The 26,640-nt window shown below is 66.7% G+C and carries 27 protein-coding genes and 1 tRNA gene; 10 read left to right on the plus strand and 18 right to left on the minus strand.

What is annotated here, in order from left to right; genetic code table 11:
• Nucleotide 1: 1 nt before the first annotated feature.
• Nucleotides 2-2,164, minus strand: a complete 2,163-nt coding sequence (locus ACXJKQ_RS03270) for a TonB-dependent receptor (RefSeq protein WP_457104418.1) — start codon at nucleotides 2,162-2,164, stop codon at nucleotides 2-4.
• Between the two features lie 989 nt (nucleotides 2,165-3,153).
• Between ACXJKQ_RS03270 and ACXJKQ_RS03275 the strand changes: the two genes are divergently transcribed.
• The 4 genes from ACXJKQ_RS03275 to ACXJKQ_RS03290 all read left to right on the plus strand — a co-directional run bounded on the left by ACXJKQ_RS03275 (nucleotide 3,154) and on the right by ACXJKQ_RS03290 (nucleotide 5,276).
• The gene (locus ACXJKQ_RS03275) at nucleotides 3,154-4,251 is read left to right on the plus strand and encodes a N4-gp56 family major capsid protein (protein WP_457104344.1); all 1,098 of its coding nucleotides are present in this window, start codon (nucleotides 3,154-3,156) and stop codon (nucleotides 4,249-4,251) included.
• 94 nt (nucleotides 4,252-4,345) lie between these two features.
• Nucleotides 4,346-4,483 carry a hypothetical protein gene (locus ACXJKQ_RS03280; protein ID WP_457104345.1) on the plus strand — a complete coding sequence of 46 codons (138 nt, stop codon included), beginning with the start codon at nucleotides 4,346-4,348 and terminating at the stop codon, nucleotides 4,481-4,483.
• A gap of 23 nt (nucleotides 4,484-4,506) precedes the next feature.
• Complete coding sequence (locus tag ACXJKQ_RS03285) at nucleotides 4,507-4,668, plus strand: hypothetical protein (RefSeq protein WP_457104346.1); 162 nt, start codon at nucleotides 4,507-4,509, stop codon at nucleotides 4,666-4,668.
• Nucleotides 4,669-4,934: 266 nt separating this feature from the next.
• A complete protein-coding gene (locus tag ACXJKQ_RS03290; RefSeq protein ID WP_457104347.1) occupies nucleotides 4,935-5,276 on the plus strand; it encodes a hypothetical protein in 342 nt (113 codons plus the stop codon).
• Between the two features lie 172 nt (nucleotides 5,277-5,448).
• Here the strand turns inward: ACXJKQ_RS03290 and ACXJKQ_RS03295 are convergent, their stop codons facing one another.
• From ACXJKQ_RS03295 to ACXJKQ_RS03310, 4 genes are all read right to left on the minus strand, one after another.
• Complete coding sequence (locus ACXJKQ_RS03295; RefSeq protein ID WP_457104348.1) at nucleotides 5,449-5,658, minus strand: hypothetical protein; 210 nt, start codon at nucleotides 5,656-5,658, stop codon at nucleotides 5,449-5,451.
• An 80-nt stretch (nucleotides 5,659-5,738) separates the two neighbouring features.
• Nucleotides 5,739-6,014 (minus strand): hypothetical protein, encoded by a 276-nt coding sequence (locus ACXJKQ_RS03300; protein ID WP_457104349.1) that lies wholly within the window; start codon nucleotides 6,012-6,014, stop codon nucleotides 5,739-5,741.
• Nucleotides 6,015-7,073: 1,059 nt separating this feature from the next.
• Nucleotides 7,074-7,205, minus strand: coding sequence for a hypothetical protein (locus ACXJKQ_RS03305; protein ID WP_457104350.1), 132 nt, complete (start codon nucleotides 7,203-7,205; stop codon nucleotides 7,074-7,076).
• Nucleotides 7,206-7,471: 266 nt separating this feature from the next.
• A complete protein-coding gene (locus tag ACXJKQ_RS03310) occupies nucleotides 7,472-7,831 on the minus strand; it encodes an ATPase inhibitor subunit zeta (RefSeq protein WP_457104351.1) in 360 nt (119 codons plus the stop codon).
• 168 nt (nucleotides 7,832-7,999) lie between these two features.
• Between ACXJKQ_RS03310 and ACXJKQ_RS03315 the strand changes: the two genes are divergently transcribed.
• Nucleotides 8,000-8,182, plus strand: coding sequence for an Rmf/CrpP fold protein (locus ACXJKQ_RS03315; protein ID WP_457104352.1), 183 nt, complete (start codon nucleotides 8,000-8,002; stop codon nucleotides 8,180-8,182).
• A 362-nt stretch (nucleotides 8,183-8,544) separates the two neighbouring features.
• On the opposite strand, the gene ACXJKQ_RS03320 is transcribed toward ACXJKQ_RS03315, so the two are convergent.
• From ACXJKQ_RS03320 to ACXJKQ_RS03345, 6 genes are all read right to left on the minus strand, one after another.
• Nucleotides 8,545-9,117: a hypothetical protein gene (locus ACXJKQ_RS03320; RefSeq protein ID WP_457104353.1), complete on the minus strand. Its 573-nt coding sequence runs from the start codon at nucleotides 9,115-9,117 to the stop codon at nucleotides 8,545-8,547.
• Nucleotides 9,118-9,198: 81 nt separating this feature from the next.
• Nucleotides 9,199-9,405, minus strand: coding sequence for a hypothetical protein (locus ACXJKQ_RS03325; protein ID WP_457104354.1), 207 nt, complete (start codon nucleotides 9,403-9,405; stop codon nucleotides 9,199-9,201).
• Entirely contained in the window at nucleotides 9,402-9,704 is a 303-nt protein-coding gene (locus tag ACXJKQ_RS03330) for a hypothetical protein (RefSeq protein ID WP_457104355.1), read from the minus strand. The genes ACXJKQ_RS03325 and ACXJKQ_RS03330 overlap by 4 nt, the downstream gene beginning before the upstream one ends.
• Complete coding sequence (locus ACXJKQ_RS03335; protein WP_457104356.1) at nucleotides 9,701-9,946, minus strand: hypothetical protein; 246 nt, start codon at nucleotides 9,944-9,946, stop codon at nucleotides 9,701-9,703. Before ACXJKQ_RS03335 ends, ACXJKQ_RS03330 begins: the two co-directional genes overlap by 4 nt.
• Nucleotides 9,947-10,039: 93 nt before the next feature.
• Nucleotides 10,040-10,116 (minus strand) — tRNA-Pro (locus ACXJKQ_RS03340).
• Between the two features lie 84 nt (nucleotides 10,117-10,200).
• Complete coding sequence (locus ACXJKQ_RS03345) at nucleotides 10,201-10,917, minus strand: 4'-phosphopantetheinyl transferase family protein (RefSeq protein WP_457104357.1); 717 nt, start codon at nucleotides 10,915-10,917, stop codon at nucleotides 10,201-10,203.
• A gap of 127 nt (nucleotides 10,918-11,044) precedes the next feature.
• Here ACXJKQ_RS03345 and ACXJKQ_RS03350 point away from each other — a divergent pair, with 127 nt between their 5' ends.
• The 3 genes from ACXJKQ_RS03350 to ACXJKQ_RS03360 all read left to right on the plus strand — a co-directional run bounded on the left by ACXJKQ_RS03350 (nucleotide 11,045) and on the right by ACXJKQ_RS03360 (nucleotide 15,787).
• A complete protein-coding gene (locus ACXJKQ_RS03350; protein ID WP_457104358.1) occupies nucleotides 11,045-12,358 on the plus strand; it encodes an MFS transporter in 1,314 nt (437 codons plus the stop codon).
• 9 nt (nucleotides 12,359-12,367) lie between these two features.
• Nucleotides 12,368-14,845 (plus strand): NAD-dependent DNA ligase LigA, encoded by a 2,478-nt coding sequence (gene ligA / locus ACXJKQ_RS03355; protein ID WP_457104359.1) that lies wholly within the window; start codon nucleotides 12,368-12,370, stop codon nucleotides 14,843-14,845.
• A gap of 72 nt (nucleotides 14,846-14,917) precedes the next feature.
• Nucleotides 14,918-15,787 (plus strand): 3'-5' exonuclease, encoded by an 870-nt coding sequence (locus tag ACXJKQ_RS03360; protein ID WP_457104360.1) that lies wholly within the window; start codon nucleotides 14,918-14,920, stop codon nucleotides 15,785-15,787.
• A gap of 6 nt (nucleotides 15,788-15,793) precedes the next feature.
• Here the strand turns inward: ACXJKQ_RS03360 and ACXJKQ_RS03365 are convergent, their stop codons facing one another.
• On the minus strand, nucleotides 15,794-16,855 hold the full coding sequence (locus ACXJKQ_RS03365) for a threonine aldolase family protein (protein WP_457104361.1): 1,062 nt from the start codon (nucleotides 16,853-16,855) through the stop codon (nucleotides 15,794-15,796).
• 121 nt (nucleotides 16,856-16,976) lie between these two features.
• Complete coding sequence (locus ACXJKQ_RS03370; RefSeq protein WP_457104362.1) at nucleotides 16,977-17,861, minus strand: amino acid ABC transporter substrate-binding protein; 885 nt, start codon at nucleotides 17,859-17,861, stop codon at nucleotides 16,977-16,979.
• Nucleotides 17,862-18,049: 188 nt separating this feature from the next.
• Between ACXJKQ_RS03370 and ACXJKQ_RS03375 the strand changes: the two genes are divergently transcribed.
• Nucleotides 18,050-19,012, plus strand: coding sequence for a LysR substrate-binding domain-containing protein (locus tag ACXJKQ_RS03375; RefSeq protein ID WP_457104363.1), 963 nt, complete (start codon nucleotides 18,050-18,052; stop codon nucleotides 19,010-19,012).
• Here ACXJKQ_RS03375 and ACXJKQ_RS03380 read toward each other — a convergent pair.
• Entirely contained in the window at nucleotides 18,982-21,183 is a 2,202-nt protein-coding gene (locus ACXJKQ_RS03380) for a 3-hydroxyacyl-CoA dehydrogenase NAD-binding domain-containing protein (RefSeq protein WP_457104364.1), read from the minus strand. The genes ACXJKQ_RS03375 and ACXJKQ_RS03380 overlap by 31 nt on opposite strands.
• Before the next feature lie 113 nt (nucleotides 21,184-21,296).
• Here ACXJKQ_RS03380 and ACXJKQ_RS03385 point away from each other — a divergent pair, with 113 nt between their 5' ends.
• Entirely contained in the window at nucleotides 21,297-22,076 is a 780-nt protein-coding gene (locus ACXJKQ_RS03385) for an EAL domain-containing protein (protein ID WP_457104365.1), read from the plus strand.
• A gap of 30 nt (nucleotides 22,077-22,106) precedes the next feature.
• Here ACXJKQ_RS03385 and ACXJKQ_RS03390 read toward each other — a convergent pair whose 3' ends face one another.
• The 4 genes from ACXJKQ_RS03390 to rpsT all read right to left on the minus strand — a co-directional run bounded on the left by ACXJKQ_RS03390 (nucleotide 22,107) and on the right by rpsT (nucleotide 26,466).
• A complete protein-coding gene (locus tag ACXJKQ_RS03390) occupies nucleotides 22,107-22,613 on the minus strand; it encodes a hypothetical protein (protein ID WP_457104366.1) in 507 nt (168 codons plus the stop codon).
• Between the two features lie 127 nt (nucleotides 22,614-22,740).
• Nucleotides 22,741-23,949 (minus strand): acetyl-CoA C-acetyltransferase, encoded by a 1,209-nt coding sequence (locus tag ACXJKQ_RS03395; RefSeq protein ID WP_457104367.1) that lies wholly within the window; start codon nucleotides 23,947-23,949, stop codon nucleotides 22,741-22,743.
• A gap of 271 nt (nucleotides 23,950-24,220) precedes the next feature.
• Nucleotides 24,221-25,717: a chromosomal replication initiator protein DnaA gene (gene dnaA, locus ACXJKQ_RS03400; protein ID WP_457104368.1), complete on the minus strand. Its 1,497-nt coding sequence runs from the start codon at nucleotides 25,715-25,717 to the stop codon at nucleotides 24,221-24,223.
• 482 nt (nucleotides 25,718-26,199) lie between these two features.
• Nucleotides 26,200-26,466, minus strand: a complete 267-nt coding sequence (gene rpsT / locus ACXJKQ_RS03405) for a 30S ribosomal protein S20 (protein WP_007561677.1) — start codon at nucleotides 26,464-26,466, stop codon at nucleotides 26,200-26,202.
• Nucleotides 26,467-26,640: the final 174 nt, after the last annotated feature.

Raw genomic sequence — 26,640 nt, forward strand, 5'->3', positions numbered from 1 at the left:
TTCAGAACCGAGCTATGATCTGCGCCCTTATAGTCCGTGGAGCGCCCGGCGTGATGTTGTTGTTGTTGTCCGCCGTGGAGATGTATTGCCGGTCGAACAGGTTCTCGATGTTGATCTGAGCGCGGACCGACTCGCTGATCTGGTAAAACAGTCCCAGGTCGATCCGGGTATATCCCGGCAGGCGGACCGTATCGTCCGAGGCTGCGAACGTGTGCGAGTAGTTCAGGATGCCGACCCCAACGGAGAACTCGCGCGTCACGTCGAACTTGTTCCAAAGCGTGAAGGCGTTGAACGGCACCAGCCCGACCGTGTTGCCAGCCACAATTACGGCTGAGGTGGCGCTGGCGATGCGCGCATCGGTGAAGGCGTAGCCGCCAGCGATCTGCCACCAATCGGTGACGTAACCGTTGGCACCGATCTCAAAGCCCTGCGTGTTGGTTTTACCCGACAGGATAAAAAAGCCGGGGTTGTTGGGATCGGCAAGACGCTGGTTGTACCTGTCCAGGTTGTAGGCCGCGGCCGTGAGCTGGAAGCGCGGATTGACGTCGTACTTGATGCCGACTTCTGTGTTCTCGAACTGCTCCGGCTTAGCGATGACCAAGCCGGGGGTGAAGGCACCGATCTGGTCACCCGAGGAAGGTAGATAGGAGACGCTGTAGCTCGTGTAGAGGGCGAGGTTCGGCAGCGGCTTCAGCACGAGACCGGCGCGGGGGGAGATCGGATCGTCTATGCGGTTGTTGGTCAGCATCGTGCGGCGGTCGGTGGACGCGAAGTCGAAATGATCGTAACGCAGGCCGCCGACGAGCTGCAGCCAGTCGGTGATATCGATTTGGTCTTGGGCGTAGACTGCTGCAACACCGAGGTTGTAGCGTGAATTGGCATCCGTCGTGCCGTTGTTGCGCAGGGTCGTGGGCGCGAAAGTCAGCGGGCGAAGCGGATTGACCACGACGCTGCTCGCAAGGCTGTTCCCGAAAAACAGGGACTGCCTGTAGGCCAGCCCCTCTTGATAGCCGAGTTCGAACCCACCCAGCAGCGTGTGCTTAATATCGCCGGTCAGGAATTTGTAGGTGAAGTCGTTCTGGCTGAAGTAGTTCGTCCGCGGCGTGTCGTTGCGGTACCCGGTGATTGTCACGGCGTTTCCGGCCGCGTTCACGGCGCTACCGGGAAGCGTGTTGACGTAGTACCGGTCATAATCCGCAAAACGTAGCTGGCTGTGCATCTCGACGCCCGAGTTGAACTGGTGATCGAGCTGCACGGTGGCGATGTTGGCATCGACATTTGTGAAGTTGACGTTCGGATTGCCGAAGAAGGTCCGGATGTTATCACGGTACCGGTAAGGGCGGCCGAACTGCGAGGGGATACCCCGGTCGGGGAAGCGTTGATCGTGGAAGTATTCGTAAGAGAGCTTCAGCGTCGTCTGCGGGTCGATGAGGAAGGTGGCGGTCGGATTGACGCCGTAGCGGGTCAGGTCGCCGAACTGGCGGTAGGTCCCCGAGTCCTCGAACACGCCGTTCAGGCGGAAGAAGACGCTGTCGCTGATCCGATCGCCGACATCGACGGCGACGCGCTTGTCCCCAAACTGCCCGCCGCCGGCCACGATCTCCCGCACGCGGTAGCCGTCCGCCTCCTTGAGAACGCGGTTGATTACGCCACCGCCACCACCGCGGCCGAAGATGAGGGAGTCCGGTCCCTTTAGAACTTCGATGCGTTGGATGTTGTATAAGTCACGAAAGTACTGAACGTCGTCGCGGATACCGTTGATGTAGAAGTCCGCGCTGGTGTTCTGGCCGCGGATGAGCACTTGGTCGCGGTTGCTCTCACCCTGCGCGGGGATCAAGCCCGGCACGAAGCGCAGCTGCTCGGTCAGGTTCTGATAATTCTGATCCAAAAATTGCTCCCGCGGGATGATAGTGATCGATTGCGGGATGTCGATGACCGGCGTGTTCGTCTTAGTCGCACTGCGCGTTTGCTTGGTCAGATACCCGACAGTGACGCCACCCTGCGGCTCCGGGCGCTCGCCTGAACTCTCGACTGTGAGTTGGTCCAGCGTTACGGCCTCGGCTAGTTCGACTGGAGCTACATCTCTTTGTGCATGCGCGGCCGTTGCAGATAAAGTGCTAGTCAGCACAAGCCCGAGAAAATGAAACCTGAAAGTCCTGCCCATCATTCACTCCGCGGCTTCGCACGAAAGCCGGCACGCCCCGAAATCTGCTCGAATTCGGACGAGGAGTTACGAGAGAGACACAACGCGGATCAAGACTTAATCCCACGCCAAAGGAGCGATGTTTCTGTGACTAATTTTAGAATTATTCTGATATTTAAGGCATCTCACTGAAAGGCATCACTATCGCGTTTTGATATTAAGTTAGATCAGTTAAGATCTGGAAATATCCGGTGCCGGACGTTGCGGATCGGCAACATGCCGGATGTGAACGGTTGCACCCTTGGGATCCGCTACAGTTCCGCGCTTGGTCAAACTGCCCTGGTAATACCGAGCTTCCCCATCCATTACCGGAACGCGAGTACCGCCCTGGCGCACCTGAACGGGCGCGTGGATACGATACGAGTAAATTGCGAGGGTCCAGTTCCGGAAGGCCAGAGTTGAATTCCACTCCCGAGCGGCAGTGGAGTGTTGGCTACCGATGGCTGCCTTCAGGAAGCGCTGACAGCCGCCTGCTCGTCTGACATAGGTCGAGAACGGGACGGACGCTTCGTTCCGGCCAATGACTGGGCATTCTAACCTGGACCGCATCGGCGTCGGTTGAGAGGTGATCCGGTCCCAAGCGTTCGAGGATCTGTTAGCAGGTCCTCTTCCTGCTCGACTCGATTTCTTGGTTGACCCGACGGGCGAACCCGCTCAAAGGACTATCCGTCGCGAGACGTGCGGGCATTGCTCCGTTTCAGCGCTTCCCCGAGTTCCGTCCGGTCCCCTGCCGCTCCCTGCCGCCAGGCTGGGCGTTCGCGCGTGTCCGGTCGTTCGACTGATCCCCGCATAGGATCCGCCCGGCCGCGTCAGTGCCTTCGTCCGCGCCACGCACGGCGCCCGTCCGACTCCGTCCCCAACGGTCATCTGGGGTCCGGCTTCCGTCCGCGCGCCGACGTACGGCCCGCACGAACCCTCCCCACGGAATCCAGCCTCCAGAGGCAACCCCCATGTCCTACACCGCATTCGGGCAGAACGACCCGATGGCCGTGAAGCTGTGGAGCAAAAAGCTCGCGGCCGAGGCCAACAAGTCCATCGACATCGATCCCCTGGTCGGCACCGGCGACGACGCCGTGATCCAGGAAAAGACGGAGACCAAGAAGGGCAACGGCGATCAGGTCACCTTCGGCCTGCGCATGCAGCTTCGCGGCCCGGGCTGCTCCTCGTCCGATGTGGCAGAGGGCAACGGCGAGCAGATCGGCATCAACTCCGACAAGGTCACCATCGACGAACTCGGCGAGGTCGTCGGCGTGAAGTCGGAGAACACAATCGACCAGCAGCGCGTGCCGTTCAACCTGCGCGAGACCGCCCGCGCCGGCATCGCCGACTGGTTCCAGACCCGCCGCACGGTCTGCTTCTTCAACCACGTCTGCGGCTTCACCCCGGCCAACCAGCTCACCGGGGCCAAGAAGTTCACCGCCAACAACGCCGTCACTCCGGCGACCGCGGGCCGCATCTTCCGCCCGAACGCCCGCGCCAACGATGCCGCGCTGACCTCGGCCGACATCTTCACCCTAGACCTGATCGACAAGGCGGTCGAGCTGGCCAAGACCGGCGGCGTGAACCGCAAGGTCATGATCCGTCCGGTCGTGGTCAACGGGCGCAAGCTCTACGTGATGAACCTGGCCAGCGAGCAGATCACGTCGATCCGCACCAATACCAGCGTCGGCCAGTGGCTCGACATCCAGAAGGCCGCGATGGCCGGCATGCAGTCGAGCAAGAGCCCGATCTACACGGGTGCCCTGGGCGAATATAACGGCGTCGTGCTCCGTGAGGCGCAGGACGTTACGCAGGGCGTCTCGGCCGACGGAACGACCGCTGTGCCGCTCACCCGCCGCGCGGTGCTGCTCGGCGCCCAGGCGGCGACCATCGCCTACGGCAAGGCCGGTGGCGACACCCGGTACCGCTGGAACGAGGAGTTGCTCGACCACAAGCGGAACCTCGAGGTCTCGGCCTGGGCGATCTGGGGCCTGAAGAAGACGACCTTCAACGGCGACGACTTCGGCACGATCGTCATCCCGACCTACGCCAAGCCCGCCGACGCCTGATCGGCTGCCGCTTCAGCCTGATGGCTGACCCGGGCCGGGGCCTCGCGCTCCGGCCCGCCGCTCCTCCCTGCCTGTCCCGAACCCGGAGGCCACCGTGCCCACCAACGTCATCCCGGTGCAGCCGCCCGCGCGCGAGCTGCGCGAGCAGGTCTCGCACACCATCCGAAAGACCGTGAACTTCGCCAACGGCGCCTTCGTCATGCCGGCGTCCCTCCCGGCCGGGCCTGGATGATCCCAACGGCGTTCGGGCTGTGCATGCTGCACTTCGGCGCGATCGTCCTCGACAGCACCTTCCGGTTCAACTGGCAGGTCGCGAAGCTGCCGGCGCCGTACGAAGCGATGGAGAACGCCATCGTGCTCTCGGTGATCGGCGTCGCTGGTATCGCGCCAACGGTACGGCGGTTCTTCGGCCGATAGCCCCTCATCCACTGAACGCAACTCTGCTTGTCTCTCACCAGAGGCCGGTTCGCTTAAAACAACGCCCTCTCTCGTTCGGAAGAGGGTGCCTGGGGCCAGCCGCCATGTCCGACGAGAAGCCCCGCCGCCGCCGTCGGCCGGCCTTGCCGCGCAAGAGCCTCGACCTGATCGCGGAGGGTGTCGCTGTGCGCGTGCCTCCTCCAACCCCTCCTAGCCTGGGCGAAGGCCTCCTCGTTCGCGCTCGCACCCCAAGGACAGCCTTTGCCATGCCTCCCGGTCACGACGGCGCAGACAACAACCCCGAAATGCGCATCCTGATCGCCCTCGCGCGCATCGAGGAGCGGCAGACCTCACTCGTCGAGGCCAACAAGTCGGCCCAGACCGCAGCGGAGGCCCGGCACACCAGCATCATGCAGGCGATCGCGACCTTCGTCCCCCGCTCGGAGATCGAGAAGGACAACCGGGCGATTCATGAGCGCATCGACGCCGTCGAGGAGCGGTTCGAAAAGCGGTTCGACACGATGGACAAGCGGGTCTGGAGCGCTCTCGCTGGGGCCGTCGGTGCGTTCGGGACCGTGATCCTCACCAAGGTCGGCCTGATGCACTGATCGATTGCGGTTGACCTAAGAGTCCACGGCCCGGGCGCCCAGGCTTCAGCTGGGGCGCCATTCGTCGTGTCAGGCGGCCGGAACCCCGCGTCCTCCCGCGCGTAGACCAATCCCCCAGGCACGACCCTCTTAAACCGCCCGGATCCGGCCGCGGCGGTTTTTTCGTGCTTGGCTAGTCTTCGGCCTCGGCCAGATCGTTGTCGGTGATCACGCCACCGGCCCCGCCAGCCTCTTCGTTCTTGCGGTTCTGGAGGGCTTGGAGAGTTTCCGAGGGCAGGTAAGCCGCCTGCCGAGCCCCGCGCTCAGTTGCATAGAACCCTGGCAGCCAGCCGCGTTGATCGGCCACGACGAAGCCGCCGTCACGCTGATGGACCTTGATCATCTGCCGTTCTCCAGCCCCGCCGCGCGGAGCTATTCGTTAATAGTCGCCCGTTATGCGAGCTGCGGGTTCGGCCTGTCCCCTCAAAGCGCCGAGCCCGAGAAGCCCGTCCGGCCCAGCGCCGCGGTGGGCTTTCTTCTGCGCTCAACGGCAGCCCCTGCCAGCCTGACGACCTCGAAGGTATCCGCGCGCATCCGCCAATCGGCGATACTAGCGGCCTCGCAGAACAGCAATTTGGCAGTATCGGCCGCGGCTTCTCCCGAGCAGGCGGACACGACGGCCTGCTGCTGCACGGCGCGGTGATCATGGCCGCGACAATCGAGAACGAGCTTGTGGAAGGTCACGAGGAAGGTGCGCATGTCTCAGCTCCTCTCTCGAGTTGCCGCCGACCTTAGGCCGTAGCGGCGGTGGAGCGACGGCGGGGGCGGAAGGCCGCGCGTTGAGCACTCAAACGGGCCGCCCACCGCAGCAGGACAGCCTGTAGTGACGCAAGGAATGTGCCGAACTCCTCTGTTCCGGCCAGATAAGCAGTTAACCTGGTTGAATACACCCTTTTCCGTCCGTATTCGTAAAAAAACATGGCGAAATGATATTCTGTGCTGCTGTCGAATACAGCTTTGCCGTTAGCTAAGCTGCGATCAGCTCTGCCGTATCGAGTTTATTCATAACCCAAGTCAAATGGATGATRCATAACAGACGAAATGATTATAGTTTTCCGCCCTTGATTCGCATGGGAGGTGCATATGTGTGATCTTTCTCGCGTCGATATATATTGCAATGAAGCTAGGAATATTGTTACGCATGCCGAGGAAATCKTTCAAAATCTGAGCAGTACCGGTGCCTGCGAAGGCCACAATTTAATGGCGGCTCAATATATCGCTGCGCTTGAGCGCCTAGCCCGAATTCTTGAAAGGCATCGCAGGCACGCTGCTTTCGATCCGCCTCCCTACAGCGTGGATCGGCCTGCTTCCGTCAAACGCAACCGGTGGTTCGCTATCTCGCTGCGCCCAGGAGGCAGAGCTCGCGCCCTTGAGGCGTCTGCCTGACCGTTTGAGAACTGTCTCTGAGTCTGGATGATGCCCCACTGCCTGATAGGATGTGCTTGTGTGACGCCGAGCACATTCTGTCGTGCGGCACTGGGATAAGAATACTCCATGCCGTAAAATACGTTGCAGTCCTGAAGGACATTCGCCATGCCCCGGATGAGGCACATAGCTGAGGCTGCGACCTTCGCAGTAGGCGCCGCTGCGGCAGCTGCGGCCGGCCAAATTCTGCTGCTGCCTCAGGTTCACGCGTGGGAGGCCGAGCTCATCGTGGTGATAATGCGCGAGCTGCCGCGGTTGTGAGTTGTCCTACAAAGCACCCGCCCGGTCCGCCGGCGCGGGCTTTTTCGCTCACGCCGGCGCCTCAGCCGGCTCCTACCGTTGCGGTAGAAGGTGTGACTTGAGGGCGAAGCGGACCGCCTGGCGATAATTGAGCCCCGCAATCAACTCCTGCTCGCCAAAATAGATAGCAAACGTGCCATCATGGACTTCCAGCAGTCGCAGCATTTGGGTCTCCTGTAAGTTCAATACAGGATAAATGAGGGCGCCGAAAACTGGTTCCAGGGCGATCGACGCGCACCCGAATGGACCGCCGCCACCGCCCTGTAATCGCGCTGACCATCTTGCCAGCGAGCCAAGTTGCGTATCGCCTCGGCTCGGCTCACACGCTGGTGAGATCGGACGATCCCCCGCCCCGTGAGCAGATCGGGGCGGGGGCGAGGGTGTAGAACCACGGGCCGCCGATGGGGAAGGCGGATTGGATCGCGTCTCCTCTACGGTGGAGGCAAACCATGGGCGGGCGCAAAATTGCGCATCTGGCCATCCACTACGCTGCGATGCGCTGAGATCCGGGCCATCTCAGCCTCCAGTTCCGCGAGCGACACCTCTACACCGTTGGCAGCCAGATCGGCTTGGACGCGCTCCAGCAGCGCAGCTGGCTTCAATCCTTCAATCCTTGCGGCAATCAGTGCCTGGGCATAGGCCTCTGATGTCAATCCATCCAGGCCAAGCATGCGTATGGCCAAGTCAGCGACGGCTCGGATGGCGGCGATGTGGTTCGTAAACCTCATCTCTTCGCCATGCATATAGATAAGCTCGGCCGCGCGCTCGCGTTCCTCGAATGACCTCAGCATGGCTAGGCCCTCATTGAGCTACAACCAACACTCATACGCTCATTTTTCCGCTCCGCAATATTGGCAAATATTCTCAATTGCGGTCAAAACAGGGCAGGAGTGAGCGGATCTTCGGAGGCTGCCGGCCGGTTTAATACGCAAGACAGGCTCAATCAGAGGAGGGGTACCATGAATATACGCCAGCCGCCGATACTGAAGGCTATCTCTGAAGGGGCTCGCGCTCGCGCAATCGGCCGCCCGAAGGATGCATGCCCGTACCCGGCCAATTCACCTGAGCGGAAGGCGTGGCTGGAAGGCTATGACGGCAAACCGAACGAAGACGGGCCTGACCTACCGATGGCTGACGCCTGACCAACGCGCGACACTCGGCGCTGTACCTACCTCGCCAACATTCAAGACCTCCCGCCCGCCTTCACCTCCCAGATCGAGCTCCTGTCCGAGCACGCCTCGCCGTGCCGGGGTCTTGCGGCAGATCAAGGACGAGCAGCACGAAATCCGTCACGGCAAAAGGCTAGCTGGAACGGGGTAGGCGCCGCTCAACCTCCTCACGATGCGCCTTGGGCCAATCCACGTAAGCTGCCGCCCCCGCGAAAACCGGCGGCGGGCTGGCTGACAGGACGTTCAGACGCTTGGCGCTGCCGCGCTACGCCAGCGGCGGCCGGGTCCGCGCGCTCCAGTCCTTGGCCCGCGCCCATTCTCGACCAACACCTCAATCACCGCGTCGGGATCGGGCGCCTCAACCATGGGCCGGGTGCGATCCCGCCCGGCACGCCGTCGGCCCAACCGCCGCCCGGATTGCGCGCGTCCTCAGCGTTGCGCACCATCCGCACGACGTGCCGCTTGCCCGAGCGCATCTCGATCACGACCTCGGCCGCGCTCAGGATCATGCTGACGCCGTGATCGTAGGCCCAGAGCCAATAGGGGGTCTGCCGCTTCTTGTCCCGGCCGGCCAAGTCGACGGCCTCGCGCAGGACGAGCCGGAGGCGGTGCTTCCCGTCGAGCTGATCCTGGAGCAGCTTGTGCACCACGCGGCCGGCGGTGATGTAGGCCGAGCCGCCCAGGCTGTCCTCGTGGATTCGCGGGTGGTAGTCGTCCGGCGTTACCTCTCGCCAGGGCGGCGGGGCGGCCGTCACTTCCTGGTCGTGCTCGACCAGTCCGCGGCTCGCGGCGAGGCGCCACAGGTCGTCATCCGAGAAGATCAGGTTGCCGATCTGCCAGTGCTCCCACTCGTCGCCGATCGGAACGACGGGGATCTTGGCAGCCACCAGCGCGTCGACGGCCTCCATGATCGGATCGGCTTCCTGCCAACGAATCGGGTGATGGCCATCCCTCATGGGGCGAGGCTACTGCGACCGGTTGTAGAGCGTCTACGCCGACGCTGCCGCCAGCAGGCAGTTGCGCGCCGTTTCCAGTCTTTCGTCATCCGACCGCTCTGGCATGTCGGCAGCAATCCTCGCGACGATCTCCCGCGTGGCGGCCTCGTCCAGGCCGAGCCCGCGTGCGAATCCGTCCATGCGCCGCATCATGTGCTGGATCGCGGCCCGCGCGTGCTGGGTCTCAGGCGAGTCGCTCATGGCTCTTCCTGCCACCGCCGTGCCGCTTCGGCCGCTTCCTCATCAACTTGTGCAGCCATGGTCTCGATCACAGCGGCCAAAGCCTTGGCCGCTTCGCCATGCTGCTGCGCGCCAGTCCCGACAGTTCGGCAGAAGCGGGCGGCGTGCCTGAGCCCTTCAGCGTGCGCGGTGTCGAGTGCCATCAGCACGGCGTTGACCACGCTGTCCCGCTCGGCTTTGTCACCCTTCAGGTGGGGCAAGAGCAACGCCACGAGCTGGACCTTCCACTCCGCCCGCGCCTCTGGAGTGTTGGTGCTCATCCCTTGACCGGGTGCGCCAGCAGGATCGCGGTCCGGACCATGTTCCGCTTCCAGGCCGACTTGTTGGTAGTCAGCGCCTCGGCCGCGCGTTCGTTCGTCCGTAGCGTCTCGACGAGGTCGAGGGTCCAGCCTTTCGCGAGCGGGCACGATTCGGTGGCGAGATCCGTGAGCACCGCGTCGACCTCCTGGTCGCTGACCTCGGCGGCCTTGCGCAGCTCGGAGACGGTCGGGTTTGACGCCATGATGCACCGCAGCGAAACCGCGTTAGCATCCCGATAAACGTCCCGGCGCGGTGTACCGGTCGTTCAGGGGCGGTGCTAAGTCTCGGGAAAGATTGGTCGGAGTGGCAGGATTTGAACCTGCGACCCCCACGTCCCGAACGTGGTGCGCTACCAGACTGCGCTACACTCCGAAGGCTGGGCGGCATGTCTGCCAAGCCCGGCGAGCGGGTGTATAGCCGCGCCTTTCCCCCACCGCAAGCGCGGTGTTGAGCCTTTCAGCGGAGTTGATCGGGCCAGTCATCGGGAAGCCTCCGCAGAGCGATCGCCGCCTCGGCGGATCGGACCGCCACCGTGGCGGCATGGTCGGCGCCGCAGTCGACATCCGCCAAGCTCCAGGAACCGTCCAGCGTCTGGGGATCGCCTCCCGGCATCCGCAGCAGGCGCGGGCGTGCCGGTGGAACGCTGACGCTAAAGCGATCGAGGGGGAGCGACAGCCCGCTGCCGAGCGCCTTCACCACGGCTTCCTTGCGAGTCCACAAACCGAAGAAGACCCGTTCGACGGCGCTCCGCGGCGTGTCAGCCAGCGCGGAGACCTCATCGGCGGAAAAATGCGCCCGTGCGATCCGCAGTGCGTCCGGCATCGTTCGCACGGCCTCGACGTCGACGCCGATGGGCCTCCCTTGCGCGAGCCCGATCAGCGCCCGCGCTCCCGAATGCGACAGGTTGAAGGTGACACCGCCCCGCGCCGCCCCCGCGAGATCCGGCTTACCGGCGGGTCCCGTGTCGAATTGCAATCCCGCCGGCGCAAGACCGAGGGCTTCACCGAGAATGAGACGGAGCGCCGCGTGGCTGGCGACGAACCGCGCCCGATCCGCCGATCTCACAAAGCGGTCGGCACGCCTGCATTCGGCACTGTCGAGGAGGGTCGAACACCGGTCGAGCCTACCGGGTGAGAGGTCGAGGTCGACGATCCAGACCTGAGCCGCGCTCATGCGACACCTCGCGAGGACGAGAAGCCGGGTCTAACCTCGGGCAGGTGGTGCGGCACGCGAGCGGATCCGATCGGAACGGCATGGGTAGCATCGAGGTTCGGCGCACTGGCGGCAAGGATTGCGCGGCTTGACGACACCGAATGCCGAGAGTCTGCGCATCGGCGTCTCCGGCAGGCTCAGTCTCGCCACGCGGCCTGCCCGTTACGCCGTCTTCTTCGCCACGTATGTCTATCAAGGTCTCATCGCAGGGTTTTCGCTGACCGCGCTGGCGAACCACCTGGCCGCACGGGGCGCCTCGTCGGCTGAGGTCGGGTTTCATTTCGCCCTGGCGGGACTGCCCTGGACTCTGCAGCCCCTGATCTGGGGGCCGTGGGTGGACCGATCCCGCGACACGCGGATGGGTCGGCGCCGACCCTTCGCGGTGGCGGCGCTCCTCGGCTGTCACCTGATGCTCGCGCTGCTCCTGGTCGTCGGACCCGGCGAGATCGGGATGCTGGGGTTGATCTTCCTGCTCCACAGCCTGTTCGCGGCGCTCCTCGACACGGTCTGCGATCGTATGATCATGGATCACGTCCCGGCCCATGAACTCGGCCGGGTCAGTGCGTGCACCCGAGCCGGCTTCGTCTCCGGCACCAGCCTCAGCGCGGCACTCTTCGGCTGGACGCTCGCGACCTACGGATTCGGCGCGAGCGTGCGCTGGCTGCTCGTCGCAGCAGCGATCGCGGGTCTGCCGATGCTGCTGATCCGCGAGGCCCCGGCGGATGCCCTCCTGTCCTTCCGCCGCCGCGGTCCGGACACGCGACGCATCCCTCTCGGGCGCTTCCTGCGACGGCTCGTCATCGCCCTGCGGCGACCGGGAGCGCTGCGGCTGCTTGTCCTGTGCTTCACGCTGGACGGGGCGCTCGGCCTGTTCGAATTGCCCTTCTCAATCGACCTCCTCCAGCGCCAGGGCTGGGAGTCCGCAGACCTGTCGCGCCTCCAAGCCATTCTGACGCTGGCAAGCGGTACGGTCGGCGCCGTCTCGCCCCTGCGCGCCCTTCTCCTGTGGAGCGGCGTCGCCTTCGCTCTGGCGGGAGGGCTGATCGGCGCGGACTGGGTCGGAGCCGCGGGGCCGGTGATCCTGGCGCTGACCAGCGTGCTGCCCGGCCTGCTCATCGTGGCCCTGATGCCAGCCCTGCTCCAGGCGAGCGGCGGCCGCGCCGGCGCGGCCACGCAGTTCGAGGTGTACATGGCCGCCATGAATCTCGGCTCGGTCGCAGGCACCGCGATCGCCGGCTGGCTCGCTCCGGTGCTGCCGCTTCACGGAATCGCGGTCCTTGTCGCCGCAGTGTTCGTCGCCGCCTTCAGGGTGGCCGGACGCGGCGATCTGCTCAGCGGAAGGGCTGAGGTAAGCGGGGACTGCGCGCTACCGCCTGCTCCCGCGCGGCCCCCGATGCGCTAGAACCCCCGCATGGCCGCCACGAAATCCGACCCGTTCGAACTCGACCTCAGCGCCGAGCAAGCGCGTAGCGAGCACGCGCGCGTGTCGGAGGCGATCCTGGAAGCCGACCGGCTCTACTATCAGGAGGACGCCCCCGAGATCTCGGATGCGGAATACGACCGCCTCCGTCGCCGACTGGAGGATCTCGAAACCCGCTTCCCCGACCTCGCCGGAACCGTCGCGGCCAGCACCGCGGTCGGAGCCAAGCCTTCGGAAAAATTCGCGAAGGTGCGGCACGCCGTGCCGATGCTCTCGCTCGGCAACGCCTTCGACGACGCCGAGGTGGCCGAGTTCGTCGCCCGCGTGCGCCGCTTCCTCGGCTGGCCGGAGGATGCGGCACTGGCCTTCACGGCCGAACCGAAGATCGACGGCCTGTCCCTGTCGCTGCGCTACGTCAACGGACGGCTCGACACCGCCGCCACCCGCGGCGACGGCGAGGTCGGCGAGAACGTCACCGCCAACGCCCGTACCGTGCAGGACATCCCCGCGAGGCTCGCGGGCTCAGGATGGCCGGAGATCTGCGAGGTGCGCGGCGAGGTCTACCTGTCGCACGCCGATTTCGCCGCCATCAACGCCCGGCAGGACGCGGCCGGCAAGCCGGTCTTCGCGAACCCGCGCAACGCGGCCGCGGGCAGCCTGCGCCAGCTCGATCCCGCGATCACGGCGTCCCGGCCGCTGAAGTTCTTCGCCTATGCCTGGGGTGAGCTGTCGGCGTCGATCGCGGAGACCCAGACCGGCGTCCTCCAGCGCTTCGCCTCCTGGGGCCTTCCGGTGAACCCGCGCACCGAGACCTTCACCGACACGGAGGCGATGCTCTCCCATTACCGCCGGATCGAGGCCGACCGGGCCGGGCTCGGCTACGACATCGACGGTGTCGTCTACAAGGTCGATGATCTCGGGTTGCAGAAGCGGCTCGGCTTCGTCTCGCGCTCGCCCCGCTGGGCGCTCGCCCACAAGTTCGCCGCCCAGGAGGCGACGACGATCTTGGAGGACATCGTCATCAATGTCGGCCGCACCGGCTCGCTGAACCCGCTCGCCAAGCTGCGGCCGGTGACGGTCGGCGGCGTGGTGGTGTCCAACGCGACCCTGCACAACGAGGGCTACGTGAAGGGCGTCAGTGCCGATGGCGAGTTCATTCGTGAGCCCATATCCGAGAGGATCAGCGCCGATGGTGAGCCGGTCCGCAAACCCCGCGACATCCGCGTCGGCGATACGGTCACGGTGGTCCGAGCCGGCGACGTCATCCCCAAGGTCATGGATGTCGACCTGTCGAAGCGGCCGGTCAACTCGAAGCCCTACGCGTTCCCCGAGACATGCCCGGCCTGCGGTAGCCGCGCCGTGCGCGCCGTCAACCCGCGCACCGGACGCCCCGACGCGGTGCGCCGCTGTACCGGCGGCCTGATCTGTCCGGCACAGGGCGTGGAGCGGCTCAAGCACTTCGTGTCGCGCAACGGCTTCGACATCGAGGGTTTCGGCGAGACCTACATCGAAGTCCTGTTCGAGGCCGGTCTCGTGCACCAGCCCGCCGATCTGTTCCGCCTCGACTTCGACCGTCTGAAAACCGCCGTCGTGGCGCGACGCGAGGCACTGTCGGCCGAGCGGCGTGCGGAATCCGGAGCGTCGGAGCCTTCCAGGAAGACGGCCAAGAAGAAGGGCGAGGAGGACGACAAGGCGATCAAGAATTTGCTCGCCGGCGTCGAGGCGCGCCGCACCGTGCCGATGAATCGGCTGCTCTTCGCCCTCGGTATCCCGCAGATCGGCGAGGCCACCGCCAAGGCGCTGGCGAAGCGCTTTCCCGACATGCCGGCGCTCGTCGCGGCCGTCCGGGAGGCTTCCGCCGTGCAGCCGGGTTCCGACTGGATCGAGCTGACCGCCGTTCCGCGGGTTGGCGGCACCACCCGGGATCGCCTGCTCGATCTCGGCTTCCCGGCAGACGAGGCGACGCCGCCCAAGGAACGCGCGCGGCTCAGCGGGATCCAGCGCGAGAACCTGCTCGCCCATTATGGCGATGCCGATGCCGTGCGCGCCGCGATCGCGCGGGCCGCCGGACAACGGCCCGGAGATGCCTACCGGATCTTCTCCGACGACGGGGAGATCGGCCCAGTGGCGACCGACGCCCTGATCCTGTTCTTTTCCGAACCGCATAACGCCGACGCCGTCGCCGCGCTGCTCGACGAGGTCACGGTCGAGCCGATGGAGCAGGCTGCGGCCTCTTCGGCCTTCGCGGGCAAGACGGTCGTCTTCACTGGGTCCCTCGAGAAGATGACGCGCAACGAGGCGAAGGCGGTGGCCGAGCGCCTCGGCGCCAAGGTTTCGGGATCCGTCTCGGCCAAGACGGATCTCGTCGTGGCCGGTCCGGGAGCGGGCTCGAAGTTGAAGGACGCGGAGAAGCACGGCGTCCGTGTCGTGTCGGAGGACGACTGGCTCGGGATGGTGGCGCAGGGTTGAAGCCCGAGTCCCGGCGGCTTAGACCTGCGGGAGAACGCCCCGAGAACTCACACCCGGCAGGGTTGATCCGCGATGACGGTCCTGGCCCTCGACTTCGAGACGGCCAACGAGCGGCGTGACAGCGCCTGCGCGGTCGGTCTCGCCTGGATCGCGGACGGGCGTGTGGTGCGACGGGAGAGCCACCTGATCCGTCCGCCCGAGATGCGCTTCGCGCCGGGCAACATCCGGGTCCACGGCATCCTGCCGGCTGACGTCGCCGACAAGCCGGACTTTGCCGCCGTGATGACGCCCTATCTCGGCGATCTGACGCGCGGGCTCATCCTGGCGCACAACGCGAGCTTCGATATCGGCGTCCTGCGCGCCGGCTTGGCGCGGGCCGGCGTTCCGGTGCCGGATCTCGCGTATCTCTGCACGGTCCAGGTGGCGCGCCGGGTCTTCCCGGCGCCCGAGGGCTGTGGACTCGGCAAGGTCGCTCGGCGCCTCGGCATCCGCTTCGAGCATCACGATGCCGGCGAGGACGCCTATGCCTGCGCGGAGATCGCCCTCGCCGCGATGCGCGAGCGGGCCGCCGTGGACGTGCACGGGCTCGCCGCCTCGATCGGCCTGCCGATCACGCGGGCGACCGGCGGCCCGGCAAGGCCCCGCCCTGCGCCGGGGGCGATCAGCGGGCGGGCGATGGCCGCCGTCCCGGCCGCACCCACGGCCCTGCGCTTCGCCGTGCGCGGATCGACCGGGAACCGGTATCACGTCAGCCTGGAGGAACAGGCGGGCGGCCCGCAGCTGCGCTGCACCTGTACGGCCGGTCGCTTCGCGATGCGCTGCCGCCACGTGAAGGCCTTGGAGGTCGGCGACATCACCGACCTGCTGTCGGACAACGCCGGCGACGTCGTACTCCTCGCCCGCATGCTCGGCCGCACGACACGAGTCGCGGGCGCGGCCTGACACGGGTCAGGGCGTATCGAGAAGGGCGCCAAAGACCGCCACGGCCTGGACGACGTCCGCCTCCGTGATGTGCCGGTGCGTGACCAGACGCAGGCGCGACGCGCCGAGCGGCCGGGTGCGGATCCCGGCCGCTTCGAGATCGGCAACCCAGTGGGTGCTGTCGCGCCCGCTTCCTCCGAGATCGACCTGCACGATGTTCGTCTGCGGACGGTTCGCCGACAGGCGCGGCCGCAACGCGTTCAGCCCGTCACTCAGTTGCCGCGCCCGCGCGTGATCCTCCCCGAGTCGAGCCCCCATGACGGTGATCGCCTCGAGCCCGGCTGCCGCCACCACCCCGACCTGCCGTTGGGTTCCGCCGATCATCTTGCGCAGGCGTCGCGCCGCTGCAATGACCGGCCCGCTGCCGGCGAGCACCGCGCCGACCGGGGCGCTGAGGCCCTTCGACAAACAGAGCGATACCGTGTCGACATGGGCGGCGAGATCGGCAGGTGGGGCGCCGAGATGCGTCGCCGCGTTGAACAGGCGCGCGCCGTCGAGATGGACCGGAATGCCGTGTGCGCGGGCGAGGCCGGCCACCGCCTCCATATGGGCCGGCGAAAGGACCGTGCCCCCGGCGGCGTTGTGGGACGTCTCCAGCCCGATCATGGCCGTCCGGAGGGGGCTCGCCCCCGGATGAAGGGCGTCCTTGAGCCGGTCGAGGTCCATGGCGCCGTCGGTGCCGGCGATGCCGAGAAGGAACGTCCCGGTCAGGGTGCCGGCTCCGCGCTCGGTGTTGACCATGTGGGCCTGGGCTTCGAGTAGGATCTGCTCGCTGCGCTGGACCTGGGCCAGGATCGCCAGAAGGTTGCCCATCGTGCAGCTCGGCACGAACAGGCCGGACTCCTTGCCGAGGATCGCCGCGGCGGTCTCTTCCAGCTCTCGCGCGGTCGGGTCGGCATCGAGTCCGTCATCGCCGAGCGGCGCGGAGCGCATGCGCGCGTACATGGCCTCGGTCGGGCGCGTGACCGTGTCGCTGCGCAGGTCGACGGCAGCCGGTGCTCCGCTGTTTCCAGTCAGATCGTTTCGCATCGCGATCCCAACAGCTCACCCCCTTGCTCAGACGCCGTCACCGCGTTCCTGCGCCTGCGCCCGAGGTCCTTGTCGACGCACCGCTCCAACCTTCGCTGAGGCTTTCGTTCGAAGCGCGGCGCTAGCGGTAGGCGGCCTCGTCGCCGGAATCAGTGGGATTGGCCAGGGCGCGCTTCAGGACGGCGCTCATCGGCAATTCGAGATTGATGCCCTTGGGCGGGATCGGCTGCTCGAAGTAGCGGCTGTACAGCCGCGCGACGGTCCCGTCCTGGATCAGCTCGACCACCGCCTTGTCGACAGCGGCCTTGAAGTCCCCATCGTCCTTCGGCTCGAGGATGCCGTAGGGGGCGAACTCCAGTCCCCTGGTGCCGATCTTGTAGTCCCCAGGCCGCTTGGCTCCCGCGACCGTGGCATGTGCCAGGGCATCGTCGTTGATCGCCCCGGCGGCGCGACCCGTCTCGACGAGCAGGAACACCTCGGCGGTGTCCTTGGCGGGCATCACCTGAATGTCGAGCTTGTCGCGCACGTTGATCCGCGTGGCGACGCGCTGGGTCTCCCCGCCCGCCTGGGCCGAGATGGCCCTGCCGCGGAACGTGGCGATGTCCTCCACGTCGACCGGGGTGTCCTTCTTGGCGACCAGCACCACCTGGGCCACGAAGGTGGTGGGCGCGAACGACACCAGCTTGTGGCGCTCGGGCAGGTTGCTGGCGGTGCCGCATTCCAGATCGATGGTGCCGTTGTTGATCAGCGGGATCCGCGTCGCTGACATCACAGGCACATGCCGCACGTCGAGCTTGGACAGGCCGAGGGCGGATTTGAGCTTCTGAGCGACGTGCTCGCATATCTCCAGGGAATAACCCACCGGCTTGGCGTTTTGATCGAGAAACCCGAAGGGGGGTGACGCGTCCGGAAAGCCGAGGCTGATCTGGCCGCTCGTGCGGATCTTGTCGAGGCGCCCCTCCGCGGACGACGGCGCGGCGAGCGCGATCCAGCAGAGCGAAGCCATCAGAAGCGGTAGCGTCCTCGACACGATCCGTACCCCCTCGTAATGCCGGTATCGGCAATGTTCCGAGTCGCCGCGGCGTCGACTGGTCGGCTTGAAGCATCGCCGACCGATCCTAGGAGCGGCCGCGCGCTGGCGTCCAATGCCGATTCACTGGCCGAATATACGGATCTGATATGGCCGAGCGGCGCATGACCTTCCGGCACATCGAGGCGTTCCGGGCTGTGGTGGCCACGGGGTCGATGACCGAGGCGAGCCGGCGGCTCCACACCTCCCAGCCGCAGGTGAGTCGGCTGATCGCCCAGTTGGAGGCGATCACCGGCCTTCCGTTGTTCGACCGCAGCGGCGGCCGCGTCGTGCCGTCCCTCGACGGCACGCGCTTCCACGCAGAGGTCGAGCGGGCCTTCGTTGGGCTGGCGAGCCTCGAGGCGGCGGCTGCGCGGATCCGCGCCTTCGGTGCCGAACGGCTGCGGGTCGCCGCGATGCCCCGGCTGGCGGGCGGCCTTCTCGCGCGGGCGGTCGTTCGGTTCCGCGCCGAACATCCGGACGTGATCGTGGCGATCCATTCCGGCGACGACGAAACCGTGAACGCGTGGATCGACACGGGTTTCTGCGATGCCGCGCTGACGATGCTCTACGGCCAGGACCCTGACGCGCGTCTCGATCACGTCGAGACGCGGTCCTGCGTCGCCGTCTTGCCGCTGAACCATCCGCTCGCCGCGCAGGACACGCTGAGGCCGGAGAACTTTTCCGACGTGCCGTTCGTCGCCGCTTCGCTCGGGAGCGCCCTGCGGGAACGGACCGACGCGGTTTTCGAATCGGCCGGAATCGCATTGACGATCACGGCCGAAGCGGGGCTCGGCGCGTCGATCTGCACCCTCGTCTCGGCGGGGCTGGGAGTCAGCGTGATGAATCCGCTCGCCGCCCACGAGGAGGCGAAGGTGTCGCCAATCGCGATCCGGCCTTTCGCGCCCGCCCTACCGGTTCACTTCGCACTGCTGTTTCCGCCCGACCACGCCCGTGGACGCCTGATGCGGGCCTTCGGTGCCTGCGCGCGGGCGGTGCTGCTGGAGGAACTCGCAAACCTGCCGGACGCCGCCGATCGGCGCCCGGCGAGCCGACCTCAGGCGGCGCGCTTCCCGGCCTCACCGTAGAAGGTGCCGCCGCGCTCGGCCATGGCAGCCAAGTTGTCGGGCACCCGGAACCGGGGGCCGTGCCGGGACTCCAGGCCCCGCGCGAGGTCGACGAAGGCCGCCGCGCCCATGAAGTCGATGTAGGACAGCGCACCCCCGGTGAACGGCGCGAAGCCGAAGCCGAGGATCGAGCCGACATCCGCCTCGCGCGGATCTGTCACAACGCCCTCGCCGACGGTGCGGGCCGCCTCCAGCGCCTGCACCACCAGAAGCCGCTGCTTCAGCTCGCTGAAGTCGACGGAGTCGGGATCCAGGCGATGGGGCTGCAGAGCCGTCAGACCGGGCCAGAGCCGCTTGGGCGCGCCCTCCGGGTAGTCGTAGAAGCCCTTGCGGTTCTTCCGCCCGAGCCGGCCCTGCGTCTCGACCATCTCGGAGAGGATCGCCTTCTGCGCCGGATCGACGGCCCCCTGCCCCACCTGCGCCTCTGTGGCCTTGGCGATCTTGAGCACGAGGTCGAGGGCGACCTCGTCGTTGAGCGAGAGTGGGCCGACCGGCATGCCGGCCTGACGGCCGGCGCTCTCGATCATGGCCGGCGGGACACCCTCGGCCAGCATCTTGTGGCCTTCAAGGATGTAGGCGCCGACGCAGCGGTTGGCGAAGAAGCCGCGGGCGTCGTTCACGACGATCGGCGTCTTCTTGATCAGCCGCACGTAGTCGAGGGCGGTGGCCAGCGCCGCGTCGCCCGTCGCCTCGCCCTTGATGATCTCGACCAGCATCATCTTCTCCACCGGGGAGAAGAAGTGGATGCCGACGAACTGGGCCGGGCGCTGCGAACTCTTCGCCAGCCCGGTGATCGGCAGGGTCGAGGTGTTGGAGGCGAAGATCGCGTCGGGGCGGATCACCGCCTCGACCTTCCCGATCACCTCGGCCTTCACCTTCGGATCCTCGAACACCGCCTCGATCACGAGGTCGCATTCGGCGAGCGCGCCGTAATCGGACGTCGCCTGGATGCGCCCGAGCAGGGCATCGCGGTCGGCGGTCTTGGCGCGACCCTTGTTGATCTGGCCCGTGATCAGCGTGTGCGCGTAGGCCTTGCCCTTCTCGGCGGCCTCCACCGACTGATCGACCAGCACCACCTCGATGCCGGCCTGCGCGGTGACGTAGGCGACGCCTGCGCCCATGAAGCCGGCGCCGATCACGCCGACCTTGCTCAGGCGGGTGGCCGGCACGTCCTTCGGGCGGCGCGCGCCCTTGTTCAGCTCGCCCATGGAGATGAACAGCGTGCGGATCATCGCCGCCGCCTCGGTCGAGCGCAGGATATGGGCGAAGTATCGGCTCTCGACCCGCAGGGCGAGGTCCATCGGCAGTTGCAGGCCCTCATACACGGAGGCCAGGATCGCCTTGGCGGCCGGGTAATTGTCGTGGGTTTCGCGCCGGTAGATGGCGTTGGCCGGGGGCCAGATCATCATGCCGGCCGGCGAGTAGACCTTGCCCGAAGGCGCCTTGAACTTCGGCACGTCCCACGGCGCCACCGCGGACCCGCCCTCGCGGATCCAGGCCTTGGCGCGCTCGACGATCTCGGCCTGCGGCACCACGGCGTGGATCAGCCCCATGCCCTTGGCCATCGGCGCGCGGATCTGCTCGCCCTTGAACAGCATCTGGAGGGCGTCCCCGGTCTGCATCAACCGGGCGACCCGCTGGGTGCCGCCGCCGCCCGGGAACAACCCGACCTTGATCTCCGGAAGCCCGACACGGGTCTTCCCGTCGTCGGAGGCGACCCGGTAATGGCACGCGAGCGCCAACTCGAACGCGCCGCCCAGGCACAGCCCCTGGATCGCCGCCGCGAAGGGCTTGCCGCAGGTCTCGAGCCGCCGGAACAGCAGCGACAGGCGCCGGGATGCCTCGAAGAAGTGGCGCATGGCCACCGCCTCGCCCTGCTCGGCCTTGAGCTGCTCGTAGGCCAGGCCGAGCCCCTGGAGCATGGTGAGGTCGGCGCCGCCGGAGAAGTTGTCCTTGCCGGTGGCGATCACGCAGCCCTTGATGGCGGCATCGGAGGCGACCTGCTCGATGATCGCCTCGAGCTGATCCATTACGCCCTCGGTAATCACGTTCATCGAGCGGCCCGGCATGTCCCAGGTCGCCACGGCAATGCCGTCAGGATCGGTCTCGAAGCGGAAATCGGTCAGCGTCATGGTGCCGTCCTCCCAAAATCGCGCCGACGTTTCACCGGCGTGCTTGCGTTAAGGTTGCGTTGAGCGTGAGAGCGCATGGTCCGCCGGTCGGGGGGCACCGGCGGAAGGCGCATATGACGAAGACCACCGCTTGCAGCGCCTGCCGCGACGGCACCGCGCTCGACTTCGACTTCACGATGGCCTTCCAGCCGATCCTCGATATCGGCACAGGGAGCGTCTGGGCCTATGAGGCCCTCGTGCGCGGGCTGAACGGCGAGCCGGCCTACACGATCCTGAATCAGGTCACCGACGAGACCCGCTATCAGTTCGACCAAGCCGCCCGCGTGAAGGCCATCGAACTTGCCGGGCGCCTTTTCCCCCGCGACAGCCTCACGCGGCTGTCCATCAATTTCATGCCCAACGCGGTCTACGAGCCGAACGCCTGCATCCGGGCGTCCCTGGAAGCCGCCCGTCGCGTGGACTTCGCGCATCGGCGCATCATGTTCGAATTCACAGAGCAGGAGCGGTTCCGGGACACGGAGCACGTCAAGGGCATCGTCGCGGCCTATCGGAAGCAGGGTTTCCTGACGGCGCTCGACGATTTCGGGGCCGGCTTCGCGGGACTGAGCCTGCTGGCCAATTTCCGTCCCGACCTGATCAAGATCGACATGGATCTCGTGCGCGGTATCGAAACCGATTCCGGGCGCTACGCCATCGTCTCGGGCGTCGTCGCCATTGCGCGGGCGCTCGATGTCACCGTGCTGGCCGAGGGCGTCGAGACCGCCGCGGAACTCGGTGCCCTGCGCGGGCTCGGGATCTCGCTCATGCAGGGCTACCACTTCGCGAAGCCCCTGCTGGAGGCGCTGCCCCCTGTGGCCGGCTTCGCCCCCATGGCGGCCGCGCGCGCCGCCTGAGGCCGGCCAGACGCGCGCGACGCACATCGCCTACTTCGGAGCCGTAGCGGGGGCCGCGGCGGGCGGCATCGGCGGCGCGCCCGCCTTCGACGTGTTGTCGGTCGCCGAGGCGACGGCCAGCATGTTCAGCAGCTTGGTGACCGAATTCTGCGAGATCGCCGTCACCGACGAGTTCGGATCGGCATTCATCGTCTGGAACTTCAGGTAAGTCGGATCCGAGTAGATCTCGTCGAGGTGCTTCAACTCGGCGAGGCTGAACTTCTCGGCGTAGTCCTTCGAGAGCCCCTCGACCATGATGCCGCGCTGCTTGTCGAACTCGTCCAGCAGCTCCTTCCGTACGGCCTCGGCGCGGGCCTCCGGCATCGGCGCTACCGTCTTCTCGAGGGCGACGTTGAATCCGGTCTGAAGGTTCTTGATCAGGGTCTTGTTGACGAGCGTCGTGGCCACGGCCACGCGGTCCGCAGCCTCGTCGGCGCGGGCGGCGACAGGCAGGCTCAGGGTGACGCCTAGACAGAGCGTCGCAAACAGGCGGTTCAAGGGCTTGTCTCCCGTTGTTTTATCGTCCGGCCCCGCATCGGGCCGGGCGTCGCCCGCGCCTCTAGCAGCGTTCCCGGACTTTGGGGAGCGGCGGTGCGCCGCCCCCATGCGGTCACCCATGCGGCCTTCAGACCCGCTCGATGATCGTGGCCGTGCCCATGCCGGCGCCGATGCACAGGGTGATCAGTGCCCGTTCCTTGCCGGTCCGCTCCAGCTCGTCGAGGGCAGTGCCGAGGATCATCGCGCCGGTCGCACCCAGCGGATGACCGAGGGCGATGGCGCCGCCGTTGACATTGACCGCCTCCGGGTCGAGGTCGAACGCCTGGCAGAAGCGCAGGACCACCGCCGCGAAGGCCTCGTTGACCTCGAACAGATCGATATCCGACAGGCTGAGTCCGGACGTAGCCAGGACCTTGCGGGTCACGTCCACCGGCCCGGTGAGCATCAGGGCCGGGTCGGACCCGATGTTGGCGAAGGCGCGGATCCGCGCGCGCGGACGCAGGCCCGCGGCCTCGCCGGCCGCCCTGGAGCCGATCAGCACGGCCGCGGCACCATCGACGATGCCGGAAGAGTTGCCGGCGTGGTGGACGTGCTCGACGGCTTCCACGTCGGGGTGCGCGTCCGTGGCCACGGCGTCGAAGCCACCCATCTGGCCCATCTGCACGAAGGACGCCTTCAGCGAAGCGAGCGACTGCATGTCGGTGCCGGGCCGCATGTGTTCGTCGCGATCGAGAAGCGTGATGCCGTTCACGTCGCGGACCGGAACCACGGACCCCTCGAACAGGCCATCGGCCCAGGACTTCGCCGCGCGCTCCTGCGAACGGACCGCGTAGGCGTCGCAATCGTCTCGGGTGAAGCCGTACTTGGTGGCGATCAGGTCGGCCGAGACGCCCTGCGGCATGAAGTAGGACTTGATGGCGATCGCCGGATCGACCGGCCACGCGCCGCCAGAGGCGCCGATTCCGATGCGGCTCATCGATTCGACGCCGCCGCCCACCGCCATCGCGTGCTGCCCGCTCATGACCTGTGCGGCCGCGAAGTTCACCGCGTCGAGGCCCGAGGCGCAGAACCGGTTGATCTGCACGCCCGGAACTTGCGCGCCGTAATCCGCCACCAGGGCCGCGGCCCGGGCGATGTCGCCGCCCGCCTCACCGACGGGGTCGACGCAGCCCAGGATCACGTCGTCGATCAGGCCGGTATCGAGGCCGTTGCGATCCTTGAGGGCGCGCAGCGCCGTCTCGGCGAGACGCAGGGCCGTCACCTCGTGGAGGGAGCCGTCCGCCTTGCCGCGCCCGCGCGGCGTGCGAACGTGGTCGTAGATGAAGGCGTCCGTCATCAGCACTCCCCCGGGGCGTCGATCTTCGCCGGTCGGCGACGCGGCCTTACAAGGCCGTCTCGGTTCGCGCCAGTCTGCCACGGCACGCGCGCCCTCGGCCAGCCCCGAATGTGCGGAGCGGGCGAAGGGCGCGTGACAGCGGCACCGTTTTGGAAGTGCTCGGCTTAGTCGGACAGCGATGAGGCGAGGTCCGCCTGCACCGCCGCCGTCATTCAGGGACGAAGCGGCGCGATGACGAGCAGCTTCGTCCGGATGATCATCCCCGGTTCGACTAGTCCTGAAGCATCCGCTTCAGCAGCTCGACTTCATCTCCGAGCACCGTATCTTCGCCGATCTGCTTCTCGATCTTGCGGACGGCATGCAGCACGGTGGTGTGATCGCGGCCACCGAATCGGCGGCCGATCTCGGGCAGCGAACGCAGGGTCAGCACCTTCGACAGGTACATGGCGATCTGGCGCGGCTTCACCACCGCGGCGGTGCGCCGTTCCGACAGGATGTCCGACCGTGAGACGTTGTAGCGCGAGGCGACCAGCTTCTGGATGTCCTCGATCTTGATCCGCTTCGGCTCGCGATTCTTCACGAGGTCGCGGATCGCGCTTTCGGCGGTCTCCATGGTCACCGCGGTGCCGGTGAGTGTGGCATGCGCCAGGAGGCGGTTCACCGCGCCCTCGAGGTCGCGGCCGTTGGCGGTGATCGCCCGGGCCACGTAGGCCGCCACCTGCGGCGACACGTCGAACCCGGGGTGCGACGCCCGCACGGCGGCGAGGCGAGCCGACAGGATCGAGACGCGCAGGGCCTCGTCGAGGGCGGTGATCTCGACCACGAGGCCGCCTCCGAGCCGCGAGCGGACCCGCTCGTCGAGGGCCTCCAGTTCGGTCGGAGGCCGGTCCGAGGCGACCACGACCTGACGGCCGGCGTCGATGAGCGCATTGATCGTGTGGCCGAACTCGGCCTGGATCGACTTGCCCTGGATGAACTGGACGTCGTCCAGGATCAGGAGGTCGATGCCGCGCAGCCGCTCCTTGTAGGCGAGCGCCGACTGCGTCTTCAGGGCATTGACGAAGCCGTACATGAACCGGTCGGCGGTCAGATAGATGACCCGGCGCCCCGCCTCGCGGGCGGCGTGGCCGATGCCGTGCAGCAGGTGAGTCTTTCCCAGGCCGACCCCGGCATGGAGATAGAGCGGGTTGTAGAGGGCGCCCTCCCCCTGGTGGTTGGCGACCCGCTCGGCGGCGGCGTGGGCCAGGGCGTTGGAGCGCCCGATCACGAAGCTCGCAAAGGTCAGACGCGCGTCGAGCGGCGTCCCGCTGAGATCGCCCCCGGCGTCGGCGTTGCGCGATTCAGAGGCCGGCGCGGCCGCAGCGACGGGCATCGGCGCGCTGGCGGCGTGGATGCGGGCGAGAGGCCCGCTCACCGGACCGGGCTTGGACGCCCCCGCGGCGACCGGCCGGACCGGCGCGCCGGTCCCGCGTACGCCGACCTCGATCCGCGCGATCTCCTCGACCTCGGCCTTGAAGGTGTTCAGCACGCGGTCTAGGTAGTGCGACTCGATCCAGCTCTTGAGGAATCGGGTCGGAACCGTGAGCCGGGCCGTGCTGCCGGCCACGGTCTCCAGCTCGAGGCGGGCGAACCAGCTCGCGAACACATCCTCGCCGAGCTCGGCCCGCAGCCGACGCTTCACCCGAGCCCAGGCAGATCCATAATCCACGTTGCCGCCGCTGCTGCGGCCCCCGTCGTCGTCGCTCGCCACCGTTCCGTCGACACGCATCACTGGCTCTCCCGACGCTGCCCACAGGAACCTGCAGGCCGCGCGTACGCACGATTTACGCCCTCAGCGTCCCGCAAGAACCGGCGGGACCAAGTCCTCTGCGTGGAGTCAACCCCAACGCGAGGAACTTTTGCCGATTGGGAGAGCCTATCAACAATTACCTACGGTTCCTTTAACACTGGGACTTGTGGGGATGGCTTGGATTCCCATTCCCAAGTGTTCCCGGCGGCGCTGAACACGGACGCTAGAGTCTTGTCGAATCAGATTGATTCGTTCGAGTCCCAAAATCGCTGTGTTTTGCTTGGTCGTCGTCAGTTTCTGTTAAGCTACACGTCGACCCACGACTCTGCAATCGCACCGATTCTTGAACAGGGTTAACGGTTCGGTGCGGGCGCAAACGCATCGCCGACTCGCTGGACAGCGCGCACGAAAAAGCCCGGCGCGATGGCCGGGCTTGGAGCCGTCTCGAGTGTGAGGACGGTTTAGGCGGCGAGCGCCTTCACGCGGGCGGCGAGGCGCGAGACCTTCCGCGAGGCATTGTTCTTGTGAACGATGCCGTGCTGAGCAGCGCGCATCATTTCGGGCTCGGCGGCGCGGAGGGCGGCGAGCGCGTCCTGCTGGTTGCCGGTGGCGATGGCCTCCTCGACCTTGCGGACGAAGGTACGCATGCGCGAGCGGCGCGAGCGGTTGATCGCCGTGCGCTTGGCGATCTTGCGGGTCATCTTCTTGGCCGAAGCGGTGTTGGCCATGTACGTCCTCGTGTTTCTCGTCGGGCGATGCCGACGGGCCGGCTCTGCCGGAAATCGGTCGTCGCGTCAGGTTGTCGGGCGATAGCCGAGACGCAGCGCGCGCGAAAACGCGGCCCCTCGGCGAAGTGCGCTCTATAGACACGGGCCGGTGTCGCGTCAACGCATCGACGGCCA

This window comes from Methylobacterium sp. P5_C11 (genome assembly GCF_054049775.1).

Coding starts and splice junctions, on each gene's coding strand:
- ACXJKQ_RS03310 (WP_457104351.1), bottom strand. CDS start 7,831: ATGCTGAGGTCATTCGAGGAACGCGAGCGCGCGGCCGAGCTTATCTAT.
- dnaA (WP_457104368.1), bottom strand. CDS start 25,717: ATGCGTGTCGACGGAACGGTGGCGAGCGACGACGACGGGGGCCGCAGC.
- ACXJKQ_RS03290 (WP_457104347.1), top strand. CDS start 4,935: ATGCCTCCCGGTCACGACGGCGCAGACAACAACCCCGAAATGCGCATC.
- ACXJKQ_RS03325 (WP_457104354.1), bottom strand. CDS start 9,405: ATGAGCGACTCGCCTGAGACCCAGCACGCGCGGGCCGCGATCCAGCAC.
- ACXJKQ_RS03395 (WP_457104367.1), bottom strand. CDS start 23,949: ATGACGGACGCCTTCATCTACGACCACGTTCGCACGCCGCGCGGGCGC.
- ACXJKQ_RS03375 (WP_457104363.1), top strand. CDS start 18,050: ATGACCTTCCGGCACATCGAGGCGTTCCGGGCTGTGGTGGCCACGGGG.
- ACXJKQ_RS03270 (WP_457104418.1), bottom strand. CDS start 2,164: ATGGGCAGGACTTTCAGGTTTCATTTTCTCGGGCTTGTGCTGACTAGC.
- ACXJKQ_RS03370 (WP_457104362.1), bottom strand. CDS start 17,861: ATGGCTTCGCTCTGCTGGATCGCGCTCGCCGCGCCGTCGTCCGCGGAG.
- ACXJKQ_RS03385 (WP_457104365.1), top strand. CDS start 21,297: ATGACGAAGACCACCGCTTGCAGCGCCTGCCGCGACGGCACCGCGCTC.
- ACXJKQ_RS03275 (WP_457104344.1), top strand. CDS start 3,154: ATGTCCTACACCGCATTCGGGCAGAACGACCCGATGGCCGTGAAGCTG.
- ACXJKQ_RS03285 (WP_457104346.1), top strand. CDS start 4,507: ATGCTGCACTTCGGCGCGATCGTCCTCGACAGCACCTTCCGGTTCAAC.
- ACXJKQ_RS03305 (WP_457104350.1), bottom strand. CDS start 7,205: ATGCTGCGACTGCTGGAAGTCCATGATGGCACGTTTGCTATCTATTTT.
- ACXJKQ_RS03295 (WP_457104348.1), bottom strand. CDS start 5,658: ATGATCAAGGTCCATCAGCGTGACGGCGGCTTCGTCGTGGCCGATCAA.
- rpsT (WP_007561677.1), bottom strand. CDS start 26,466: ATGGCCAACACCGCTTCGGCCAAGAAGATGACCCGCAAGATCGCCAAG.
- ACXJKQ_RS03345 (WP_457104357.1), bottom strand. CDS start 10,917: ATGAGCGCGGCTCAGGTCTGGATCGTCGACCTCGACCTCTCACCCGGT.
- ACXJKQ_RS03320 (WP_457104353.1), bottom strand. CDS start 9,117: ATGGAGGCCGTCGACGCGCTGGTGGCTGCCAAGATCCCCGTCGTTCCG.
- ACXJKQ_RS03380 (WP_457104364.1), bottom strand. CDS start 21,183: ATGACGCTGACCGATTTCCGCTTCGAGACCGATCCTGACGGCATTGCC.
- ligA (WP_457104359.1), top strand. CDS start 12,368: ATGGCCGCCACGAAATCCGACCCGTTCGAACTCGACCTCAGCGCCGAG.
- ACXJKQ_RS03330 (WP_457104355.1), bottom strand. CDS start 9,704: ATGAGCACCAACACTCCAGAGGCGCGGGCGGAGTGGAAGGTCCAGCTC.
- ACXJKQ_RS03315 (WP_457104352.1), top strand. CDS start 8,000: ATGAATATACGCCAGCCGCCGATACTGAAGGCTATCTCTGAAGGGGCT.
- ACXJKQ_RS03335 (WP_457104356.1), bottom strand. CDS start 9,946: ATGGCGTCAAACCCGACCGTCTCCGAGCTGCGCAAGGCCGCCGAGGTC.
- ACXJKQ_RS03360 (WP_457104360.1), top strand. CDS start 14,918: ATGACGGTCCTGGCCCTCGACTTCGAGACGGCCAACGAGCGGCGTGAC.
- ACXJKQ_RS03365 (WP_457104361.1), bottom strand. CDS start 16,855: ATGCGAAACGATCTGACTGGAAACAGCGGAGCACCGGCTGCCGTCGAC.
- ACXJKQ_RS03300 (WP_457104349.1), bottom strand. CDS start 6,014: ATGCGCACCTTCCTCGTGACCTTCCACAAGCTCGTTCTCGATTGTCGC.